General features: G+C 56.9%; 18 protein-coding genes and 2 tRNA genes. 17 read left to right on the top strand and 3 right to left on the bottom strand.

Annotation, left to right across the window (positions count from 1 at the left end; all coding sequences use genetic code 11):
* The first annotated feature begins 20 nt into the window (after positions 1–20).
* The 8 genes from ACI0FG_RS04515 to ACI0FG_RS04480 all read left to right on the top strand — a co-directional run bounded on the left by ACI0FG_RS04515 (position 21) and on the right by ACI0FG_RS04480 (position 10,970).
* Positions 21–374, top strand: a complete 354-nt coding sequence (locus ACI0FG_RS04515; RefSeq protein ID WP_419787367.1) for a DsrE family protein — start codon at positions 21–23, stop codon at positions 372–374.
* 90 nt (positions 375–464) lie between these two features.
* A complete protein-coding gene (locus tag ACI0FG_RS04510) occupies positions 465–1,226 on the top strand; it encodes a transporter substrate-binding domain-containing protein (RefSeq protein WP_419787366.1) in 762 nt (253 codons plus the stop codon).
* 18 nt (positions 1,227–1,244) lie between these two features.
* The gene (locus tag ACI0FG_RS04505; protein ID WP_419787365.1) at positions 1,245–3,548 is read left to right on the top strand and encodes an ATP-binding protein; all 2,304 of its coding nucleotides are present in this window, start codon (positions 1,245–1,247) and stop codon (positions 3,546–3,548) included.
* 49 nt (positions 3,549–3,597) lie between these two features.
* A complete protein-coding gene (locus ACI0FG_RS04500) occupies positions 3,598–6,570 on the top strand; it encodes a PAS domain S-box protein (RefSeq protein ID WP_419787364.1) in 2,973 nt (990 codons plus the stop codon).
* Between the two features lie 67 nt (positions 6,571–6,637).
* Positions 6,638–8,881, top strand: coding sequence for a sensor histidine kinase (locus ACI0FG_RS04495; protein ID WP_419787363.1), 2,244 nt, complete (start codon positions 6,638–6,640; stop codon positions 8,879–8,881).
* Between the two features lie 116 nt (positions 8,882–8,997).
* Complete coding sequence (locus tag ACI0FG_RS04490; protein ID WP_419787362.1) at positions 8,998–9,690, top strand: Crp/Fnr family transcriptional regulator; 693 nt, start codon at positions 8,998–9,000, stop codon at positions 9,688–9,690.
* 118 nt (positions 9,691–9,808) lie between these two features.
* The gene (locus ACI0FG_RS04485; protein ID WP_419787361.1) at positions 9,809–10,126 is read left to right on the top strand and encodes a DUF190 domain-containing protein; all 318 of its coding nucleotides are present in this window, start codon (positions 9,809–9,811) and stop codon (positions 10,124–10,126) included.
* A gap of 127 nt (positions 10,127–10,253) precedes the next feature.
* Positions 10,254–10,970, top strand: coding sequence for a DUF554 domain-containing protein (locus tag ACI0FG_RS04480; protein ID WP_419787360.1), 717 nt, complete (start codon positions 10,254–10,256; stop codon positions 10,968–10,970).
* 128 nt (positions 10,971–11,098) lie between these two features.
* On the opposite strand, the gene ACI0FG_RS04475 is transcribed toward ACI0FG_RS04480, so the two are convergent.
* Positions 11,099–12,223 carry a glycosyltransferase family 92 protein gene (locus ACI0FG_RS04475; RefSeq protein ID WP_419787359.1) on the bottom strand — a complete coding sequence of 375 codons (1,125 nt, stop codon included), beginning with the start codon at positions 12,221–12,223 and terminating at the stop codon, positions 11,099–11,101.
* A gap of 138 nt (positions 12,224–12,361) precedes the next feature.
* Positions 12,362–12,541, bottom strand: a complete 180-nt coding sequence (locus ACI0FG_RS04470) for a hypothetical protein (RefSeq protein WP_419787358.1) — start codon at positions 12,539–12,541, stop codon at positions 12,362–12,364.
* Between the two features lie 438 nt (positions 12,542–12,979).
* Here ACI0FG_RS04470 and ACI0FG_RS04465 point away from each other — a divergent pair, with 438 nt between their 5' ends.
* A complete protein-coding gene (locus ACI0FG_RS04465) occupies positions 12,980–13,699 on the top strand; it encodes a hypothetical protein (protein ID WP_419787357.1) in 720 nt (239 codons plus the stop codon).
* 95 nt (positions 13,700–13,794) lie between these two features.
* Here the strand turns inward: ACI0FG_RS04465 and ACI0FG_RS04460 are convergent.
* Positions 13,795–13,871: transfer RNA gene (locus ACI0FG_RS04460), tRNA-Arg, on the bottom strand.
* Between the two features lie 186 nt (positions 13,872–14,057).
* On the opposite strand from ACI0FG_RS04460, the gene ACI0FG_RS04455 reads away from it, so the two are divergent.
* From ACI0FG_RS04455 to rho, 8 genes are all read left to right on the top strand, one after another.
* On the top strand, positions 14,058–15,509 hold the full coding sequence (locus tag ACI0FG_RS04455; protein ID WP_419787356.1) for a Do family serine endopeptidase: 1,452 nt from the start codon (positions 14,058–14,060) through the stop codon (positions 15,507–15,509).
* A 47-nt stretch (positions 15,510–15,556) separates the two neighbouring features.
* Positions 15,557–16,435 carry a 4-(cytidine 5'-diphospho)-2-C-methyl-D-erythritol kinase gene (ispE, locus tag ACI0FG_RS04450; protein WP_419787355.1) on the top strand — a complete coding sequence of 293 codons (879 nt, stop codon included), beginning with the start codon at positions 15,557–15,559 and terminating at the stop codon, positions 16,433–16,435.
* Between the two features lie 121 nt (positions 16,436–16,556).
* Positions 16,557–16,631, top strand: a tRNA-Gln gene (locus ACI0FG_RS04445).
* A 35-nt stretch (positions 16,632–16,666) separates the two neighbouring features.
* Positions 16,667–17,602: a ribose-phosphate diphosphokinase gene (locus tag ACI0FG_RS04440; RefSeq protein ID WP_419787354.1), complete on the top strand. Its 936-nt coding sequence runs from the start codon at positions 16,667–16,669 to the stop codon at positions 17,600–17,602.
* 78 nt (positions 17,603–17,680) lie between these two features.
* Complete coding sequence (locus tag ACI0FG_RS04435) at positions 17,681–18,304, top strand: 50S ribosomal protein L25 (RefSeq protein ID WP_419787353.1); 624 nt, start codon at positions 17,681–17,683, stop codon at positions 18,302–18,304.
* Positions 18,305–18,439: 135 nt separating this feature from the next.
* A complete protein-coding gene (gene pth, locus ACI0FG_RS04430) occupies positions 18,440–19,114 on the top strand; it encodes an aminoacyl-tRNA hydrolase (RefSeq protein ID WP_419787352.1) in 675 nt (224 codons plus the stop codon).
* Positions 19,115–19,193: 79 nt separating this feature from the next.
* Positions 19,194–19,709 (top strand): CarD family transcriptional regulator, encoded by a 516-nt coding sequence (locus ACI0FG_RS04425; protein ID WP_419787351.1) that lies wholly within the window; start codon positions 19,194–19,196, stop codon positions 19,707–19,709.
* Positions 19,710–20,140: 431 nt separating this feature from the next.
* Positions 20,141–21,358, top strand: a complete 1,218-nt coding sequence (gene rho, locus ACI0FG_RS04420) for a transcription termination factor Rho (RefSeq protein ID WP_419788353.1) — start codon at positions 20,141–20,143, stop codon at positions 21,356–21,358.
* The last annotated feature ends 46 nt before the right edge of the window (positions 21,359–21,404 follow it).

Here is a 21,404-nt window from a genome sequence, read left to right as displayed (position 1 = left end):
AGCAACACATGGAGATTTCAATGCAGAACCCCTCACCCTCGGAATCCATCTTCATCGTATGGAGCAGCGGCGACCCGGAAGTGGCCCGCAACATAGCCTTCATGTATGCCAAAAACGCCTATGGCCACGGCTGGTGGCAGCGAGTCCGGCTGATCATCTGGGGCCCCTCGGCCCGGCTTGCCTGCGAAGACGAATCTCTGCGCAAGGAAATCCTGGGAATGCTGAAGGACGGCGTCGAGGTCTGGGCCTGCCGCGCCTGTGCCGAAAACTACGGCCTCGTGGCGGAGCTTGAATCCATGGGCGTGGACGTCCGCTACATGGGCGAGCCCATAACGCAAATGATCCGAGACGGCTGGAGACAACTGACGTTCTGATCCTGCCGGGATGCAGGCGACTGATATTTAATGATGGATATGCGGTCCATGGCGTGGCATACTGTCAGAACACAACGCCGTGGAGGGTTCATGCATTTTGTTTGCCGCCTGCTCCTCATCCTGCTGCTCCTGACGGCGGCCTCGCCTGCCGGAGCTGCCGAAAGTCTCCGCATCGCGACCGAGGGGGCCTATCCTCCCTTCAACTACACCGACGAACAGGGCCTCCCCGCCGGGTTCGACGTGGATATAGCCAGAGCGCTTTGCCGCGCCATGGGCAAATCGTGTTCCATCGCCATCTTCCCATGGGAACATCTTATTCCGGGGCTGGAATCAGGAGAATACGACATGATCGTGGCCAGCATGGCCGAGACTCCCGAGCGCAGTGAACGGATCGCCTTCAGCAACTACTACTACAGGTCGCGCACCTCATTCATAGCCGATCCGCACCAGGAATTTCTCCAGACCCCGGACGGCCTGGCCGGAAAAACGTTGGCCGCACAAAGGGAGACGGCTCAGGCGGAGTATCTTGAGCAGACATATGGTGCCAAATCAAAAATTGTCCTCACAGCCACATTGAATGATTCGTTCGACAGACTCGTAAAAGGCGAAGTCTTCGCCGTGCTGGTGGACTCGCTGGCGGCTTTCACTTTTCTTCAGACAAAACAAGGCACGCCCTTTGACTTCGTGGGGATACCGTTGTCCGCAGATTCCACATCCTCGCTGGCGCGCATAGCGGTGCGCAAGGGGGACATGGAACTCCTCAATGCGGTCAACGCCGCCATCAAGACCATCCGCCAAAACGGCACCTACGATAGAATCAATAGAAAATACTTTCCCTTCTCCATCTATTAAACAACACATCCGCCAGCCATGAACAGTGAGAGACGACCACAATATGCCAGGGAGGCAAACAGCAGCAAGCCGAGCCTGCTCCCCACCATGGCGGCCTTCCACATCATCGCCCTCATCATCATTGTCGTCATAGGCGTGGTTATCTTCCGGTCGCTGAACAGTATATCGGTGCTGGCAACGGATACCCGGGACACGGTCCTGCCCGAGGTGCTGGCCAAGCAGCGCACAGCGGTAAATCTGGAGCGTCTGGGCCGGTTCGCCGGTATTGTCTACCGGACGCATGATCCGGCCGAACGGCGCAAGTACCGTCTGGCAGCCCGTGTTCTCACCCAGGATTCGGCCTTTGAAGCAGCGGAGATCAATCGCAAGGTGGTCGATGCCTACCGGGACATCAGCGGCATCGCCGAACTGCGGGATCAGCAGGCGCAGATACGGGCCCGGGAGAATACGCTCCTTCTCGATTTTGCCCCGGATTCCCAGCTCGCCAAGGGGTTGCAGGAACTGCCGGAAGGCAACATATTGGTACACAATATTTTTCTGGTTTCAAGGGCGCAGTCTCTGGAAACCCTGACCGCCTTCAAGGGGGAATTTAAGAAGAATGCCAATGCCACGGCCAATGTATCCGGCATGATAGCCAGGGCGTTGCAACGCGGCGAAGAATATCTGGAACTCAGGGAGCAGAACCTGCGCATCGACAAACGGTGCGAAATGCTCTGGCGCCGGGTCAACACCTATCTGGAACAGGTATCGGGCAACCTGTCGGTTGAAGCCGCGACAACTGCGGACAAACGGTTCACGGCCATTGCAGGCAATGCGGAAGGCGTTATCCGCACGGGACTTTTGGCCGTAGTGCTTCTCACCCTCGCCATCGGTTTCCTCCTCTACTTTTTGCACAGGGATATCGTGGTCCCCATTCTCAGCTGTGTCCGGGGTCTGAATCGCATCGGCCGGGGAGAACGGGACATATCCCTGCCCGATGCCCGGTTGCGGGAACTGCACGACATCAGTTCCGCCGTGGAGAGGTCCGACACACTGATGGCGGAACTGGCCGACCGCACCATTGCCATGCGCAGGGCCAACGACGCCCTGGCCGAAGAAATCGAGATGCGCAAGCAGATCCAGAACGATCTGGCCATGGCAAAAGAGCAAGCCGAGGCCGCCGACCGGGCCAAAAGCGACTTTCTGGCAGGCATGAGCCACGAAATCCGCACGCCCATGAACACCATCCTGGGCATGGCGGAACTGATGATGGAGACGGACCCCAGCCCCCAGCAACAGCAGTACATAGAAATATTCCACTCCTCAGGCGAAATGCTGCTCGGCATCATCAACGACGTTCTCGACCTCTCCAAGATCGAGGCAGGCGAGGTGGTGCTGGAAAACGCGCCCATTGAAACCGGCCGATTTGTGGAGCGCACCCGCGAAGTGGTAGCCGGGCGGGTTCACAAGAAAGGACTCACATTTTCCGTGGATATCGGTTCCCGTGTCCCACCTCATTTCAAGGGAGATCAGGTTCGGTTGCGTCAGGTCCTGGTAAACCTCATCGACAACGGGGTGAAATTCACGGACTCGGGGGAAGTGCGCCTGGGCATCGACCGGGCCGAGGAAGATCCGCCGGGCCGGTTGGCCTTCACGGTATCCGATACAGGCATCGGCATCCCAAGGGAGGTACAGGACGTCATCTTCAACCGTTTCACGCAGGCCGATGCATCCACTACCCGAGAATATGGCGGCACCGGACTCGGCCTCGCCATCTGCGACAGGTTGGTCCGACTCATGGGCGGCGTCATCCGCCTCAAGAGTATACCGGGCCAAGGTTCGACATTCTCCTTTACCCTGGATTTCGAAATCAACGAACAGATGACTGAAGCTCCAAAAACTGAACAGTTTTCCCAGGAAGATTTGACGGAAAGGCTCTCGCGAGTGCCCACACGGTTGCTGGTGGCCGAGGACTCGGACTCCAACCAGGCCCTCATGGAGCTCTACTTCAACCACACCGCCTGCACTCTCGATTTCGCATCGGACGGCAAGGAGGCCGTGGAGAAATTCTCCCGCAACAGCTATGACATGGTGCTCATGGATATCCAGATGCCGGGCATGGACGGGCACGAGGCCACCAGGGCCATACGCGATATCGAACGGGCAAGAGGCCTCGCCCCTACTCCTATCATCGCTGTAACGGCCAATGCGTTCAAGGAAGACCGGGAACTGTGCGAGGCAGCGGGCTGCACCGATTATCTGGCCAAACCGGTAAGCAAGATCAAGCTGCTGGCCTGTGTGGCTCACCACACTGCCCAAAAGGCGGATATGGGAAGTGAATAATTGCTCCTTGCCCCCTGGCATATAAGCGGGCTTACCGACGGGAACAAGCATGGGTAACGAGAACAGCATGACCAAGGCGGAGTTACGCCATCAAGTGGAAAGCCTCCGCTCGCGTATACGCGAACTGGAAAACCGTCCCGATCCATATCGGGTTATGGTCGAATCCCTGCCGCAAATGATTTTCGAGACCGACCTGGACGGAAAGTTTACCTATGTCAACGACTTTGCCCTCAAGACACATGGTTTTTCCCGAGAGGATTTCAATAACGGTCTCAGCATCACCGACACCATCCATCCCGACTATCTTGCGCATAGTATGCGTTCGATCAAGGAAGCCTTGGCCGACCATCCTTCGCACGGAATCGAAACCATGGGCCTCCGCAAAGATGGCTCTTCCATCCCGGTCAAGATATTCTTCCAACCCCTTTTCCGCGACGGTAAAAGGGTGGGGCTACGCGGTGTGGTCATGGACATTTCCGACATCCGGCAAGCTGAAGCCGCGCTTGTGGAAAGCGAGAAATTTCACCGCACGCTGTTTGAAACAACCGGGACGGCCATGGTCACCTTCAACAACGACGGTGTGATCCGCAGATGCAACTCCCAGTTCGAAATTCTCTCCGGCTACCCCATGTCGAGCATCCTCGGAGAAATGCAGTGGACGCGGTTCGTCGCCCCTGAGGACCTCAAACGACTGCATTCCTATCACGACGCACGCGCTGTCGGAGATCAGGCCCCAACCCGCTACGACTTCACTTTTCTAGCCCGCGGCAACGTAAGCAAGCGCGTGCACATGGTCATCGCGCTCACGCAGGACACGGGAGACCGGGTCTGCTCCCTTATCGACATCACGGAAAGCGAGAACGCCCGTGAAGCCTTGCGTAAAAGCGAAGAACGCTACGAACTGGTTGTCCGGGGAGCGTACGACGGTATTTGGGACTGGGACCTCGGCTCGGACATGATTTATTTCTCCCCCCGCTACAAGGCGATCCTCGGCTACCGGGATGATGAAATGCAAAACAGCCTGGACAGCCTGCGCAGGGCCCTCCACCCGGAGGACAGGGAACGGGTCCTGGCCATCCACAAGCAATGCATAGACGGCGAGCAGGATCATTTCGAAATCGAATTCCGTATGCGGCACAAGGACGGCTCCTATAGGCTTATCCTGGCCCGCAGCACCTCGGGCATGGACAAGGACGGCAATTGCAGCCGACTGGCAGGCACCATCACCGACATCACGGAATGGAAGAAAACGGACCAGGCGCTCAAGCGGTCCGAGCAGCAATACCGCGATATTTTTACCTATGCGAGCAACGGCATATTTCAATCCACCCCCGCAGGCAGGCTCATCACGGCCAATGCCGCCGCGGCCCGATTGATGGGATACGATTCGCCGAAGCAGCTACTGGAGGAAATGAAGGATGTCGGTACGCAATGCTATGATTCCGTAGAAGATCGCTACCGTTTACTCGAGCTTATCAAGCAAAAAGGCCACATTGAAGGGTATGAGATGCCTTTCCGCCAACGGGACGGCACGCCCATCTGGGTATCGTGCAACGTGCGCGCCATCATGAATGAAAACGGTGAGATAGCCTGTTTTGAAGGGTTCCTCCAGGATATTACGGAACGCAAGATAAACGAGCGCACCACGCAGGCCATGTATGCCATCTCCAAGGCCATTTCGACTACAGGAGACCTTCAGGACCTCTACGCAACCATCCATACCATTCTTGACGAAGGCATTGACGCCACCAATTTTTACATTGGCCTGCTGGACTCGGACAAGGACCGCATCGTCCTCCCCTATTTCGAAGACGAGCGGGACTCACAGTATGAGATCACAAATGTCAGTGATCCATCCAGCCCCAGCCTGACGGCCCATGTGGTCCGAACAGGCAAACCGCTGCTCGTCACGCGCGATGACATCCGCTCCCCAGCCCATATGGAGCGTATCGGCTGCATCGGTTCCATACCCGCCGTCTGGCTCGGCGTGCCGCTCAAAACCAGAAGCGTCGTCCTCGGCGCCATGGCAGTACAGCATTACACCAATCCAACCCACTATTCGAACGCGGACGTATCCTTTCTGGAAGCGGTTTCCGAACAGGTGGCAATGGCTATCGAACGCAAGGCAAATGAGGAAGAGCTCACCCGGCTCAACGAGGAGCTGGAGAGCAAGGTACGGGAGCGGACAGTGGAACTGGAGACCAAGGCAACCCAGCTGGTTGCCGCCAACAACCGGCTCAAGGAACTGGACGAAATCAAATCCAATCTGGTCTCATCGGTCTCGCATGAACTGCGCACACCGCTGACCTCCATCCGGGGATTCGCCAAGCTTACGGGTAAGGAATTTCACCGTCATTTCATGCCCCTCGCCATTTCGCAACAGCTGAAGAGCAAGGGAGACCGCATCCGGCGCAACCTGGATATAATCAATACGGAAGGCAAGCGGCTGACCCGGTTGATCAATGACTTTCTCGACCTGAACCGCATCGAATCCGGCAACGCCAAATGGAATGACTCACTCATCAATCTCTGCGACGTGGCCCGGCAGTCGGTGGAAAGCGTCGTCGGCACCTTTGCCGAGAACCCCAAGGTTCGTCTGATTACGGAGTTTCCCCCAACAGCCCCCTCTATCTATGCCGATCCGGACAAGATAAAACAGGTACTCATCAATCTGCTCAACAACGCGTTCAAGTTCACCAATGCCGGAGAAATAAGGGTCAGCCTTACTGCGGAGAATTCAGCTCTCCACGTAGCCGTTGCCGATACCGGCATAGGAATTGCCCCCCTGGAGCAACCGCTCATCTTCGATAAATTCCACAAGATCGGCCTTGGCGACACCATGATCGGGGATGCGCGGGGGACCGGGCTGGGACTTGCCATCTGCAAAGAGATCGTAGAGCATTATCAGGGATCTATCTGGGTTGAATCCGAATATGGCGCTGGCAGCGTCTTTCACTTCACCCTGCCTGCCGTTTCCGGAGAGGAACACGACTGCACCGCATCGGATATTGGCTTGCGCTAAAATAGCAAGCTGGCTAAATTCATAATCGGTTTTCTTCAATCGCACAGCAATCGCCGGCGAGGCCTCATTGAAAGTACGACATATATCCATTTTGGGAGGACTGCTCCTGTCGACAGTCATCTTTACCGGGCATCTGCTCTTCTCGACCCATGTCCTGGAAAATGGATTTTCCGAGCTTGAACATCGCTATGTCATCAATGCGCTGGAATCTGCACGACATCAGTTGCAACACAACCTGATACAGCTCGACAACACCGTAATAGATTGGGCGTCATGGGACGATACCTACGTTTACGTACAAGATAAAAATGCGGAGTTTGAAAAATCAAACATCCCCACCGAGACCTTTGAGTCCCAGGATCTGAGCGCCATCATCATCCGCGACGCAAACGGCAATACCGTTTTTGCCCGTGCCGTCATACCGGACAAACGCGACAGCGAAGATATACTGGCCGCCCTGCTACAGATTTCTTCCAGGCCCCTTCCGGCCATTCCGGACAGCCTTGGAGGGACTGGTGGCATTGCCTTGATCGATGGGGACTACTATCTGCTTGCCCAACGCCCCATATTGAGCAGCGAGGGATTCGGCCCGTCGATGGGAAGACTGACGATGGTTCGTTCCATATCCGATGCCATGATGCAGGGGCTCAACCGGGGGACTGGGCATGATGTTTCCCTGGAACGGTCGGAAGATGCTGTTCCAAGCCCGGCCAAATCAAAGGACGCCTCTACATATGTGGTGAACATAGACAAGCATACCGCTGTTGGAGTCTGTCGGCTCAGTACGTTGACCGGGACGGACGCGAGGCTTCTGGTCAGAATTAATCGTGAAATGACGGCATATGGCAGGAAGGTGACCGACTACAACAGCATCGGCATCGCCCTGGCCATGATTCTGCTTTTTCTCGGTTTTTATATCTTCCTGCATTTCAAGATTTTCAACAGACTGGAAGGACTGGATGCCCAGGTCTCGGCCATACGGGCTGATCCGGGCAGTCAAGGCTTTGTGGAAGCAAAAGGCAACGATGAGATCGCAACTCTTTCCGCCAACTTCAAGGCCCTGCTGGGAGAGATTGAAAATGCGCATCAAAACCAGCTGGCTCAGGCGGAACGGATTGTTGAGAATGAAAAATTCCTGAACCAGGTCATGAACTCCATCAACGTGGGCATCCTGCTCATTGATCCCGAGACCCGAATCATTCTTTCCATCAACGACCATGCCCTGAAGCTGGCGGGGCGCACGCGGGACGAGGTTGTCGGCCACATCTGCCATCAGCTGACATGCCCTGCGGAAAAGGACCAGTGCCCGATACTCGACCAGCACCAGCCGCAGGACATCTCTCAAAGAAAACTGCTGACCAGTTCCGGCGACACCATCCCGATCATGAAGTCGGCCTCCGTGGTAATACGGGAAGGGAAAAGGATTCTGCTTGAAACCATCGTGGACATGACAGAAATCGAGCAGTCTCGCCGAGAGCTGGAAAAGGTCAAAGAAGGATTGGAGGTTACCGTGGCCGAACGCACCAGGGAACTGGCCAAGGCAAATAAGGACCTCATAGCCCTGGACAAGGCCAAGACCCTGTTCCTCTCCTCCGCATCGCACGAGCTGCGGACCCCGCTGACGGCCATTCTCGGATTCGTCATTCTCATGCAAAAGCAATTTAAGGACTTTTTCGTCCCTCGCCTGGAGCAGGACACGTCCATCCAACCCAGGGTACAGCGGTTTGCCGAAAACCTGAGCGTGGTGCGCAGCGAAGCGGAACGGCTGGGACGGTTGGTCAACGATCTGCTGGACCTGAACAAAATCGAATCGGGCAGCATGGAGTGGCGGGACGAGCCGCTTGAACTGGAAACGCTGCTGCACGCCGCCGCCGAGGTCTTTACCGGACAGGCAGCGGAAATTGAGGGATTGGATTTCAAAGTGGACCCCATCCCTGAGGCCATGGCCATCAAGGCTGATCCGGACCGCATTCAGCAGGTACTGATAAACCTGCTCAACAACGCCTTCAAATTCACCCCTCAGGGGGAAATCCGACTTACAGTGGACAGGGACGGGGATTTCGTCCGGTTCCGGGTTATCGATACGGGGCCGGGCATTCCTGAGGAGGATCTGGAGCATGTCTTTGACCTTTTCTACCAGGTCAGCGAAGGCGTTTACCAAGCCGGGCGGCCGTTCGGCACCGGGCTTGGACTGGCCATCTGCCGCCAGATAGTCACGCACTACGGCGGCGTCATCTCCGTTGAATCCCGATTGGGCGTGGGGAGCACCTTTTTCTTCACCATTCCGTTGATGAAGCGGGAAGACGCATAACTTTCGCTTCCATTCCACACCATTAACGAAAATAACGGCACGAAACAGACAAACCTCCCGCTTGGACGAACGAACGACTTGGCGGGAAGTTGGAACTCGCAATAAAAGGAATTGGCGTGAATCCCCCGGACAAAGAACAAATCATCGGCATCCTTTGCGAAGATGCCAACCTCGGCCTTGCCGAACATGAAGTGCTGGGACGACTGGCCGAAAGGACGGAACGCGTCCATTACGAAAAAGGGCAGTACGTTTTCAGAGCCGGAGATCCTTCCACCCATTACTACATGGTCGAAAGCGGCCGCGTCATCCTCTCCAAGGAAGCGCCGTCGGGAAAGGTTTTTACCTACCTCATCGCCGTCCGGGGCATGACGCTCAACGCGGTGACCTGCTTTCGCCCCAGGCCCCGCCTGTTTTCCGCCCGCGTGCAGGAAAGCGCCACGCTCCTCGCCATTCCCAGCGAAGTCTTCAGCCAATGGGTTCTGGACTGTCCTGCCGTTGCATCCGGCATCCTCGACACCATGGGAGAGCTGCTCGACGGGGCCTACACCCGTATTCTGGACATCATCGACGAAAGCGCGGAACGACGCATCCTCAATGCCCTGAACATGCTCACCGCGCGCATCGGCCCGGATCTGCCCCTGACCAATGCGGACGTGGCGGAAATGACGGGTGTTTCCCGGGAGACGGCGGCCCGGGTGGTTTCACGCCTCCAGGAGGTGGGACTGATAGCCAAGTCGCGCGGGGCCATCCGCATCCTGAACCGCGATCAGCTCGATGAGCTGTCGACCAGCCCGTTTTTTATTCTTTAGCCTGTTTTTTTCGTCTCAGTGACGCAGGTCATTGTTCCGCTTCCTGCCGGGATGTAGGCACCCTCATGCCGAGTTGGGTGGTCTCCCTGCCGGTTCACCAATATAATAGGAAGAGAGTATGAAAGGCTATCTTGTGATTTTCTTTACCCAACGCAGCCGCACCCATGAGGGCATTCCGGTATCGCGATGGATCATAGAAGCAGCCAAGGAGCTGGGTGCGCGCGGTGCCACCCTGCTGACGGGCAGTGAAGGACTGGGACATGACGGACGCTTGCATATGGATAACTACTTCGACCTCGAAGATGCGCCGGAACAGATCACCATGGCCTTGACCGCTGAGGAGTGCAACAAGCTGCTGCACCTGCTGAAGGACAGCAACCTGCGTGTTTTCTACACCCGTTCCGAAATTGAATTCGGCTTTACCATAGAGAATTAACACCTCCGCATTAATTCCCTGCGCTCGCAATCAGCGCCCCCAGGCGGTTTGGCCCTGCCAACCGTCCATAATACTTTACTCTGAAAAAAATCCGGGGATGACACCCATTCCCCTTAAGGAAAACAATATGATAGGTCCTTACGTAAACGGAGCGGCCCTGCTCGTCGGCAGTGTCGCAGGGGCTCTTCTCGGCCCTCGGCTCAACGCCAACCTGCGCATCAAAATGCCGATGGTTTTCGGCTGTGCCTCCATGGGACTGGGCGTGGCCATGATCGTAAAAGTGAAATTCCTGGCCCCGGTTGTCCTGGCACTGGTCGTCGGCTCTCTCCTTGGCGAAATCATGAAGCTGGAAACCGGCATTCAGGCCTTGGCAGGCAAAAGCCGCACCCTGGTTGAAAAAATCACCCGCCCCGCCGAAGGTATGAGCAGCGAGGAATTCCTGGACAAGTTCGTGGCCCTGCTGGTCCTCTTCTGCATCAGTGCCACCGGCGTATACGGCTCCATGACCGAAGGTATGACCGGCGACCCAACCCTGCTCATCGCCAAGTCCATTCTGGATTTCTTCACCGCACCCATTTTCGCCTCGGCCATGGGATTTACGGTCGGCATCCTCGTCATTCCGCAATTCCTGGTCCAGTCGACACTCTTTCTATGTGCAGCGTTGATCATGCCTCTGACCACGCCGGACATGCTCGCCGACTTCTCGGCATGTGGCGGCATCATCATGCTGGCCACCGGCTTCCGCATCTGCGGCGTCAAACAGTTCCCGGTGGGCAACATGATCCCGGCCCTTATCCTGATCATGCCGCTCTCCTGGCTCTGGGCCACCTACATGTCCTTCTAGATCAACCCTTGGGTGCCGACAACACCCCCGAAGTCGGCCCCGGAAGGCACAAAACAAGACAAGGGATTTCGATGCCGTAACATCGAAATCCCTTGTCCAATTTCATCTTGAACAAAAATCCCTCCAGGTCACACGGCAAGCATGTGCGCAACGGCCTCGGCCTGCTCCGACAACCCAAGACGGCGATATGCCTGAGTGAGTTCCTGCAGCACGGCATCAAAGGCAACGGCATTGTCCTTGTGCCGAAGCAGAAGCAGGCGGACTGCACGCAAGGTCTCCTCGCGCGCTCCGGAAGCGGCGAGGATTCTCACCCGGGCCAGCCCGAAAGAGACGGGATTCACATACCGCTCCTTCTCCCGCAGATAGGCCAACGCAGCTTTAGTGCCGGACTCCAGCAGTAGCCGACCGGCCTCGGCCAGCACGGCCGGTTCGTCAAAGCTGCACGCCTCGGCCAGACGGCAGGCCGCAAGCCGCGCTCCGTCCCGCCGGAAACTGCGCAACGCGGACGCGAACCGTTTAATAGCCGTGTCCAACTCGCCTTTCCGCTCTGCCTGACGGTAAAACCGGGCCATGTCATACCCTTCGCAGTGGAGCAGCGGCGTGGCAAATCCTCGGGCGGACTTGCACTCGTAGTCCTGCTGCGACTTATAGTAGTAGTGATTGACCTGCACGGTCTCCGAGGTGTGGTAGGACTCCGGCCCAAGGACCGGTACACCGTGCTCGTTTACGCAACAACGGTCCCCCTTGAACTCGAAATGATGGGGGGAGCAGACCTTTGCCACATCGCGCAGTCTGACAATGGTCTTGATGTGCGTGTCGCGGGAAAGCACACGGTCGTAGGCCTCGGTCACCGGCCTGTCCGGCCGTGAAACATAGCCGCAGGAGCCGAACACCTTCCAGCTGATGCCGAGTCCGCCGAACTCGTCGTATCGATCCAGCAGATCGGCTATTCGGCCGCAATCCTTCGGCACAATGAATTCATCAACATCAATGAAGGCGGCCCATTCGGCCGTTTCCCGAAACTGTGCCACAAACGAGGCATAGGCGGAAAGCTGAACACCGTGCCCGGCAATATCGGACACGGCCACGACGCCCGCATCGACATAGTCGCGCAGGATATCCCGAACCGGGGTACGGCTTTCGTTATCGAACAGGAAGATTTTATCGAAGCCGATCATCAGATGATAATCGACCCATTCCCTCAAACCGAAATCCTCATCCTTGGCAATGGCGCAAACAACCGCAAAAAGCACAACATTTCCTCAAAAGACAACGGACAAATCCAGTTGCCGTTTTCATCCAAAGCATAAAAACAATATGCAAACCAAACAGAGCTTCCGCCCCCTGTATGCTGCGGAGAGTTCTCTTTGTTCCTGCTCGTAACAGCGTCTCTAGTCGAACAGCTTCTTGGCTTTGTCCGCCGTATCATGCGCAATGTCGGAAGCATCCTGAGTCGCCTTGCCCAACTTCTTTCCAGCCTTTTCCATGGGGCCTTCCTCGCTGCACCCGAAAACCGGGATGACCAGCGCAAGCAAGCAGACGACAACGATACACTTTTTCCACAATTTCATATGGGTCTCCTGACTTGTATGCTCTATTCCATGGGCGGTCGAGCCCATGCCACATTCAAGGCCGTGGCATATAGGAGACGGAACTGACAAACGCAAGCTTCCCAGTCCGAAGGAAGACACGACGCTCAACGCGACCACCACAACGGATATGGAATGGGAAGCATTTCCATTACCCGTATAAGCTTTCGTAACAACTAATTATCCGGAATACAAATGCGCCCCTTGCATTACAGGAATATAGATGAAGGAATACATCTGCAGGCCAAAACAAAAATCGTATAAAAAGGGAGAGTAAAAAACACACTGAAACAAACCAATTCAGTAACAAATGTGGGATTCTTACAAAACAACCGCTTGTGGGGCAAAATGCAGACATAATGTACGGGAAACTATAAACTATCAGTTGAAGTCGCCGCGTAAACGAGCTACCTCTCACACATGAAACGTTATTTACTCACATATGCCGTTACAATTGTGATGATGTTGATCGCTTTACCGGCTTTTGGCGCCGAAGCTGATGAGCAAGACTACAGTTCTGATATGATGAATTACTATCTTAACCCAAAGCCAAAAAAGCTCGCAGAGTGGCTCCAAGCGGTTGCCATAGAGCCCACGCCGGAGGGGCAGGACGATACCATCCCCGCTTTCTTTTTCGGTGAAGCGCTCCGCCGCAATCCGGAGCAGTGTGCGAATATCAAGAAGGTAATACTTGAAACCGATGCCGAGGCGATCCAGCGCCTTGGCATCCTTTCCCTTTGGGTTGCGAATGTCGAAGCTTCCCGTGAAGCCCTTACCGCGATCTGCAAACAAACGAATGATACGGCACTCGTTGATGCCGTGAATTCGCTGCTCCAGCAGGAACCACGGGAGGCCATTCGCACCCCCATCGTGAATGCAGCCGACCTTGACCGCTTATGGATGGTATTCGCCGCAACCGGGGATATTCAAACCGTGCAGCGAATAATGTCCATAGGCAGATATAACCCGGATAAGGTACTGGGCAAAGTGAGCATGGACAACTTCCTGCTCATTAAAGTTGCGCGGTGGTCCCTCTTCTCAGTAGCCAAAAACAATGCGTTAGTGGATGAAGCCTTACAGCGAGAAGAAACCCTGCGCCTCCCCGGAGACTTCGGCAACCCGGACGGTTTGCCTCATTAACGGGCATATCCCCAGACAGGACACCCGGTTCCAAAGTAATTGGTCAAAACCGACGAAAACCCCGCTCTCCGAAGAAAGCGGGGTTGTTTTCATGATGGTGCCCCCAGCGCGATTCGAACACGCGGCACCAAGATTAGGAATCTTGTGCTCTATCCACCTGAGCTATGGGGGCACGTGGAGGATTCCCTAGCCGACCAAGGATCAAAAGGCAAGTATTTCGTCTCTGCACGGAGGGGTTGAGCTATTTTCCTGGTGCAATTTCGTGCACCCTATTTACATGTGAAAAAAAAACCCTATAGTTCTGAATGCGGCGTAAGCCGACATCCTGTTTTCCGCATCCGCCTAGGAGGCTTGTTGCATGATTCGTCATCTCAAAACCCCAATCCTGTTTCTGGTACTGCTGCTCGCCGTACCGAACATGGCCCTGGCCGACAACGGCCTGCCCGTGTTCACCGAGCTGGCAGCCAGGGCAGGCAAGTCCGTGGTCTTCATCTCCACAGAGATGACCGCCAAGGAAACCCCCGGCTCCATGGGATTCCAGGGACAGATCCCCGACAATCACCCGTTCAAGGAATTCTTCGAGCAGTTCAACCAGTTCTTCGGGCCGCGCGGCTTTCCGGGACAGCCCCGGCAGCCTCAGCGCCCCCGCAAGCGTATGGCCCAGGGGTCCGGTTTCGTCATCACTGCCGATGGGCAGATCGTCACCAACAATCACGTCATTGACGGTGCGGACAAGATTTCCGTCCGTTTCCAGGACGACCCGACCGAGTACCCGGCCAAGGTCGTGGGACGTGACGAGGAGACCGACTTGGCCGTCATCAAGATTGATGCGCCCCACCCGCTGGAAGTGCTGAACTTCGGTGATTCCGACGCTATCAAGGTCGGTGAGTGGGTTCTTGCCATCGGCAACCCATACGGTCTGGACAACACGGTCACCGCAGGCATCATCTCGGCCAAGCACCGGATCATCGGTGCCGGACCGTTCGACAACTTCCTGCAAACCGACGCGTCCATCAACCCCGGCAACTCCGGCGGCCCCCTGCTGAACATGAAGGGCGAGGTCATCGGCATCAATACCGCCATCAACGCGGCCGCCGAGAATATCGGCTTTGCCATCCCGTCCACCGAGGCCAGAAAGATCGTCGACCAGTTGCGCGAGGGCAAGCCCATCAAGCGCGGCTGGCTGGGCGTGACCATTCAGGCCGTGAGTGAAAACGACGCCAAGGCCCTGGGGCTCGACAAGCCCACGGGCGCGCTCATCGCCCAGGTCGGCGCGGGACATCCCGCGGACAAGGCGGGCGTCAAGCAGGGCGACGTGATCCTGGAGATCAACGGGCAGGCCGTGGACAACAACAACGACCTGTTGCGCAAGATCGCCGACCTCAAGCCGGGCGAAAAGGCGCACCTCTCGCTGTGGCGCGACGGCAAGGTGATCCACCGCACCGTGACGCTGGGCGAACGCGATGAAAAGAACATGGCGTCCATGGCCCCGCACCCGCAGCAGGGTCCGCAGGAAGCGGCCACCGTACTGGGCATGAGCCTGCGCGCAATGACGGGTAAGGACGCCCAGGCCCTTGGGTTGAAGCAGCCCACCGGACTGGTCATCCTCCAGGTCGATCCGGATTCCGTTGCCGCCGAAGGCGGGTTGCGTCCCGGTGATGTCATTCTCCAGGCCAACCAGCAGAACGTGAACAGTGCCGAGAGCCTGATGTCGATCATCAAGCGCGACAAGACCCGCGGTGCCGTCATGCTGCTCATCAAGCGGCAGGGCCAGAACGCCATCGTCTCTCTGCCCCTGGATAAGAAGTAACCGATTACAAAGGGGGCCCCAAACGGGGTCCCCTTCATTTTTCCGCCATGCAAACGTCCCTTTCGGAATCCGTGCTGGCCGCACCGGCCAAGATCAATCTCCACCTCTCCATCCTCGGCAGACGCGAGGACGGGTATCATGAGCTGCGCACCCTCTTCTACCCGGTGCACGGCCTGGCCGACACCCTGCGCATCGAGCCTGTCCAGGACGAGCACATGTACATGCGCTGCCCGGAGAATCCGGATCTCGAATCCACGTCCAATCTCATATATAAGGCATGGAAGGCCTACCGCGAGGCAACCGGGTTCGGCCCCGGCCTGTTCGTCACGCTGCACAAGCGCATCCCCATGGGCGGCGGCCTGGGCGGCGGCAGCTCGGATGGCGCGGCCATGCTCCGCTGGTTGAACGACAACGCCGGGTCACAGGCCCTCCCCCTGCAATCCCTCGTGGACCTCGCGGCCGGACTCGGTGCGGACGTGCCCTTTTTCCTGATGGACGGTCCGGCCTGGGCATCCGGCATCGGCGAGCAGCTCACCCCGACCGATATCGACCTCTCCGGCCTGACCCTGATCGTTGCCTGCCCTCCCGTGCATGTGGACACGCCATGGGCATTCAAAGCATGGGACAAAGCCCAGAATCACCCTACCGCCAGCCAATCCTTGACATCCCTATATTTGAAGTCTAAGAATCCAGCTTTCGTTTCGCCCCTTGTCGTCTCGAACGACTTTGAGGCCGTGGTTTTTCCGGAATATCCAATTCTGCGAAAAGCCAAGGAAACCCTCATAGAAAGCGGAGCGATTTGCGCCGCCATGAGTGGCTCGGGAGCATCTCTGTTCGGCCTGTTTCGCAACAGGGAATCAGCGGCAACCGTTGCCCAGGTGCTGAAAAAAGACGGCATTGAAAACGTAATGATGGATTGTCAGTAGCCAATTCATCGAAAGATGGACTGGACGCAAGGCGCGAACATCGGCCTGGATTGAAGCGTATATTGATACGCGGAAGCCGGGTTGCACGCAGCGACCAGCCACATCTCGTCAATTTTTTTGCTGGGGCGTCGTCAAGTGGTAAGACATCAGGTTTTGGTCCTGACATTCGGGGGTTCAAATCCTCCCGCCCCAGCCATTTGAATCATCAACCCGTGAAGCAGGGAGCGATGCATGCACGGAGAACTTAAAATCATCAGCGGTTCGGCCAGCCCGAAACTGGCCGAGGCCATCTGCGAACACCTGGGCACCAAGCCCTCTCCGGTGCTGCGCGAACGGTTCTCGGACGGAGAAATTCGTATTGAGATCGGCGAGAACGTCCGTGGCGACGATGTCTTCATCGTGCAGCCGACCTGCTCGCCGGTGAACTATCACCTCATGGAACTGTGTCTGATGCTGGATGCGCTGAAGCGCGCCAGCGCCTCCCGCGTGACCGCCGTGGTGCCCTACTTCGGCTACGCCCGCCAGGACCGCAAGGTGGTTCCCAGAGCCCCCATCTCCGCCAAGCTGGTGGCAGACCTGCTCTCCACTGCTGGAATGCAGCGCCTGGTGACCTGCGACCTGCATGCAGGCCAGATCCAGGGCTTCTTCAACTGTCCGGTGGACAACCTCTTTGCCGCCCCGGTCCTGCTGGAGCATCTGCGCAACCGCGACGATGATTTCGTCATCATCTCGCCCGATGCTGGCGGCGTGGAGCGCGCCCGTGCCTATGCCAAGCGCCTCGGTGCCACCCTGGCCATTGTGGACAAGCGTCGCGACGCCCCCAATCAGGCCAAGGCCATGCACATCATCGGCGATGTCAAAGACAAGGTCGCCGTGGTTGTTGACGACATGATCGACACCGCAGGCACCATGTGCGCCGCCGCCGATGTCATCATGGAAAACGGGGCCAAGGAAGTCATGGCTTCCGCCACCCACCCCGTCCTCTCCGGTCCGGCCATCGAGCGTCTGGAGAATTCCGCCTTCAGCGAGATTATCGTCACCGATACCATCCCGCTGGGACCGAACAAAAAATCTTCCAAGATCAAGCAGTGCTCCATTGCGTCACTGCTTGCCAAGGCTATCAATAACGTACACACGGAATCGTCCGTCAGCGTACTGTTCGTCTAGGGATATCATCCCTGCAACCTGTTAAAGCGCGGGCGTCCGTCCAAAGTGGACGGCCAGGGCGCAAAAGGAGCAACAATCATGGCTGAACTGATCAAACTGAATGTGCAGAAGCGCGAGAAGATGGGCAAGGGCCCGAACCGCCGTCTGCGCTTGGAAGGCAAAGTCCCCGGCATCTACTACGATTCCGAGGGCAACAACATCACCGTCAAGATGGACATGGTTCCGCTGCAGAAGGCCTACTCGGCCCTGGGCAGCGCCAAGGTATTCGAACTGGTCATTGAGGACAACGGCCAGACCCGCACCCATCCCGCCCTGTTCTGGCGCGTGCGCAACGAGCCGGTCCGCGGCGTGCCTGAGCATGTTGATTTCTTCGGCGTGGACCTGACCAAGGAACTGAAGGTCGCCGTTCACTTCGAGTTGCAGGGCAAGGCCAAGGGCCTCAAGCTGGGCGGTATCGTCGAGCTCTTCCGCGACAGCATCGAAGTGGTCTGCAAGCCTATGGACATCCCTGATTCCATCGTTCTGGATGTCACCGATCTGGACGTTTCCGACTCCATCCACATTGAAGACGTCGCCTTCCCCGAAGGTGTGACCCCTGTCTTCGATGAAAACTACGCTGTTGTCAGCGTCGTTGCCCCCCGTGACGAGGATGAGGAAGAAGGCGAAGGGGCTGAAGCCGCCACCGAGGAAGCCGCTGAATAACGGTCTTCCGACCATTCATGAAACCATCTCCCGGAGCGCGATTTCCGCGCTTCGGGAGTTTTTGCGTCCTGAGCCAGGTGCTGTTATACTCGCATCGACGCTACCGCATCAACGCAATGGGGGACAATACAACCAATGGACTACAAAGGCGTTATCGTCGGCCTGGGCAACCCGGGTAGTGAATACGCGGGAACCCGCCACAATATAGGATTCATGCTTGTGGACGTCATTCTGGCCATGGCTGAAGGACGAAAGAACATGCAGCTGAAACGCCTGGAGGAGTCCGGCGATTACGAATTATGGCAGGCCAAATTTGCGGGTGCATACAGGCTGCTGGCCAAGCCCATGACCTTCATGAACCTGAGCGGCCGGGCTGTTGCCAAAATATGTGGCCGACACAGTATTGCCCCTTCCCAAGTCCTGATGGCGCACGATGAACTGGACCTGCCTGTCGGGCGCATGAAGCTCAAGCAGGGTGGTGGCGACAACGGGCACAACGGCCTGAAATCCATTCAGGAATGTCTGAACAGCGCGGATTTTTACCGACTCCGGCTGGGGATAGGCCGCCCGGAACGGCAAGGGGACGTCATCCGCTGGGTACTGGAACGGTTTTCAGATGACGATGCCGCTCATCTGCCCGAGATTCTTGAACATGCCGTGAAGGGGTTGGACATATTCTACCGCCGCGGCAACGGGTTTGCCACCCAGCATATTAACGGTTTTTCACTCGCTACAGAGCAGCAAAAACCGCTGAACGACGGGGAGGGCTCAATAGAAAAGGGGCCCGAAGAGAACAATACCTCAAGGTAACATTGGACTCTTACCCGCGTTTTGGCTATACTACTTTTCTGCGCTACTTTTCCGCGCAAGATCAAGGAGTTTTTTCCCGGTGTTCAACGTCAATGAGTTGGTGGTGTATCCTTCCCAGGGGGTCGGTCGCGTCGAGCGTGTCGAGTCTCAGGAAATTGGAGGCGTGAAAGCCGACTTTTACATTGTGCGCATCCTGAGCAACAACGTTACGCTGATGGTCCCTGTGGCCAATGCGGAAAACGTTGGTTTACGCCCGGTATGCAAGGCTACGGAAGGCAAGGATATCTTTGCCTCTCTTGATGACCGTTCCGGCTTTACCGGATACACAGGTCAAAACTGGAACCGCAGATATCGCGAATATTCGGAAAAGCTCAAGAGCGGCGACCTCTCCGATGTGGCCTACGTGCTCAAGGAACTTTTCCTCATCGGCAAGGACAAGGAATTGTCCTTTGGCGAACGGCGCCTGCTGGAACAGGCCATGGGTCTGGTTTCCATGGAACTGGCTTACTCTCTCGACCGTTCTCAGGATGAAATTAAGGATGACATCAACGAAATGTTCGCCGATGTCATTGCGGCCCAGGAAGAAAAGGCCTAGCCCTCTTGTCAAGACCGCCGGTTTGGTATACGCCGGGTGAGTCGTCTTTGATGACAGACACCATCCGCTTCATCATTTGAACCGAATTGTCTGCGGCCCCAAGCCGTGAAACCCTAGCATGAGGTAATTAATTTTACCGCCCGGCCGCCCGATCCGTGGTCGTCCTCTTTTCCGCATACCCCTTCCATATGGGATATTTCGCCCCCGTGCACCGTGCCGAGGCGGCGATGGATATATAATCCAAAACCCTATAACCACACAATTCTTCACATATGCCCGATACCAAGACTGGTAAAGAGACCCCCAAAGGCAAAGCCACCGGCAAAGGCCGTAAAAAGACCGTTGCCGCCACTGTTGCCCAAAACGGGGCTGAAAACGCCAACGGCAACGGTGTGGACCGGCTCAATCTCGCTGAGCTCAAGCTGAAATCCATGCAGGAGCTGACCGATTTGGCGGTACAGCTTGACGTCGAAAATCCGAGCAGCCTGCTCAAGCAGGAACTTATCTTCCAACTCTTGCAGCAGTGTGCCTCCCAAAACGGACAAATTTTTGCCGAAGGCGTCCTGGAAATCCTGCCCGACGGCTTCGGTTTTCTGCGCTCGCCGATGTACAGCTACATGCCGGGTCCGGACGATATCTATGTTTCGCCCTCACAGATCCGACGCTTCGGCCTGCGCAAGGGTGATGTCGTCTCGGGCCAGATTCGCCCCCCCAAGGAGGGCGAGCGCTACTTCGCCCTGCTGCGGGTCAGCGAGATCGGCTATGAAAAACCTGAACACTCCAAGAATCTCGTTCTCTTCGACAACCTGACGCCCCTCTACCCCGAGGAGCAGCTCAAGCTCGAAAACGGCGACAAGAACTATTCCGCCCGCATCATCGACCTGCTCGCCCCCATCGGCAAGGGCCAGCGCGGCGTCATCGTGGCCCCTCCCCGCACGGGTAAGACCATCATGCTGCAGACCATTGCCAACTCCATCAACGCCAACCACCCCGAGGTGGACCTCATCGTCCTGCTCATCGACGAGCGGCCCGAGGAAGTGACGGACATGCAGCGCACGGTCAAGGCCGAGGTGGTCAGCTCCACCTTCGATGAGCCGCCGACCCGGCACGTCCAGGTTGCGGACATGGTCATCGAAAAGGCCAAGCGCCTTGTCGAACGCAAACGCGACGTGGTCATCCTGCTCGACTCCATCACCCGCCTCGGCCGGGCCTACAACGCGGTAACCCCGTCTTCGGGCCGTGTCCTTTCCGGCGGTATCGATGCCAACGCCCTGCAACGCCCCAAGCGGTTCTTCGGCGCCGCCCGCAACATCGAGGAAGGCGGCTCCCTGACCATCATCTCCACTGCGCTTATCGATACCGGATCACGCATGGACGAGGTCATCTTCGAGGAATTCAAGGGCACCGGCAACATGGAGCTTTATCTGGACCGCCATCTGAGCGAAAAACGGGTCTACCCCGCCATCGACATCAACCGCTCCGGCACCCGCAAGGAAGAGCTGCTGCTCGACGACGACGTGCTCAACCGGGTCTGGATCCTGCGCAAGCTGCTCTCGCCCATGAGCTCCATCGACTCCATGGAATTCTTGCGCGGCAAGATGAAGGGAACGAAGAACAATCAAGAGTTCCTGGATTCAATGAGCAAGTAACGACTGTAGAATCAAAGAGTTGCGAAGCGGCCATCTTGGCCGCTTC

It is taken from the genome of Pseudodesulfovibrio sp. 7M6 (assembly GCF_050058625.1).
In the GTDB taxonomy this organism is placed as follows: Bacteria; Desulfobacterota; Desulfovibrionia; order Desulfovibrionales; family Desulfovibrionaceae; genus Pseudodesulfovibrio; species Pseudodesulfovibrio salinus.
The sequence above is the reverse complement of the archived record's forward strand: the minus strand, read 5'-3'. Positions and strand labels throughout refer to the sequence as shown.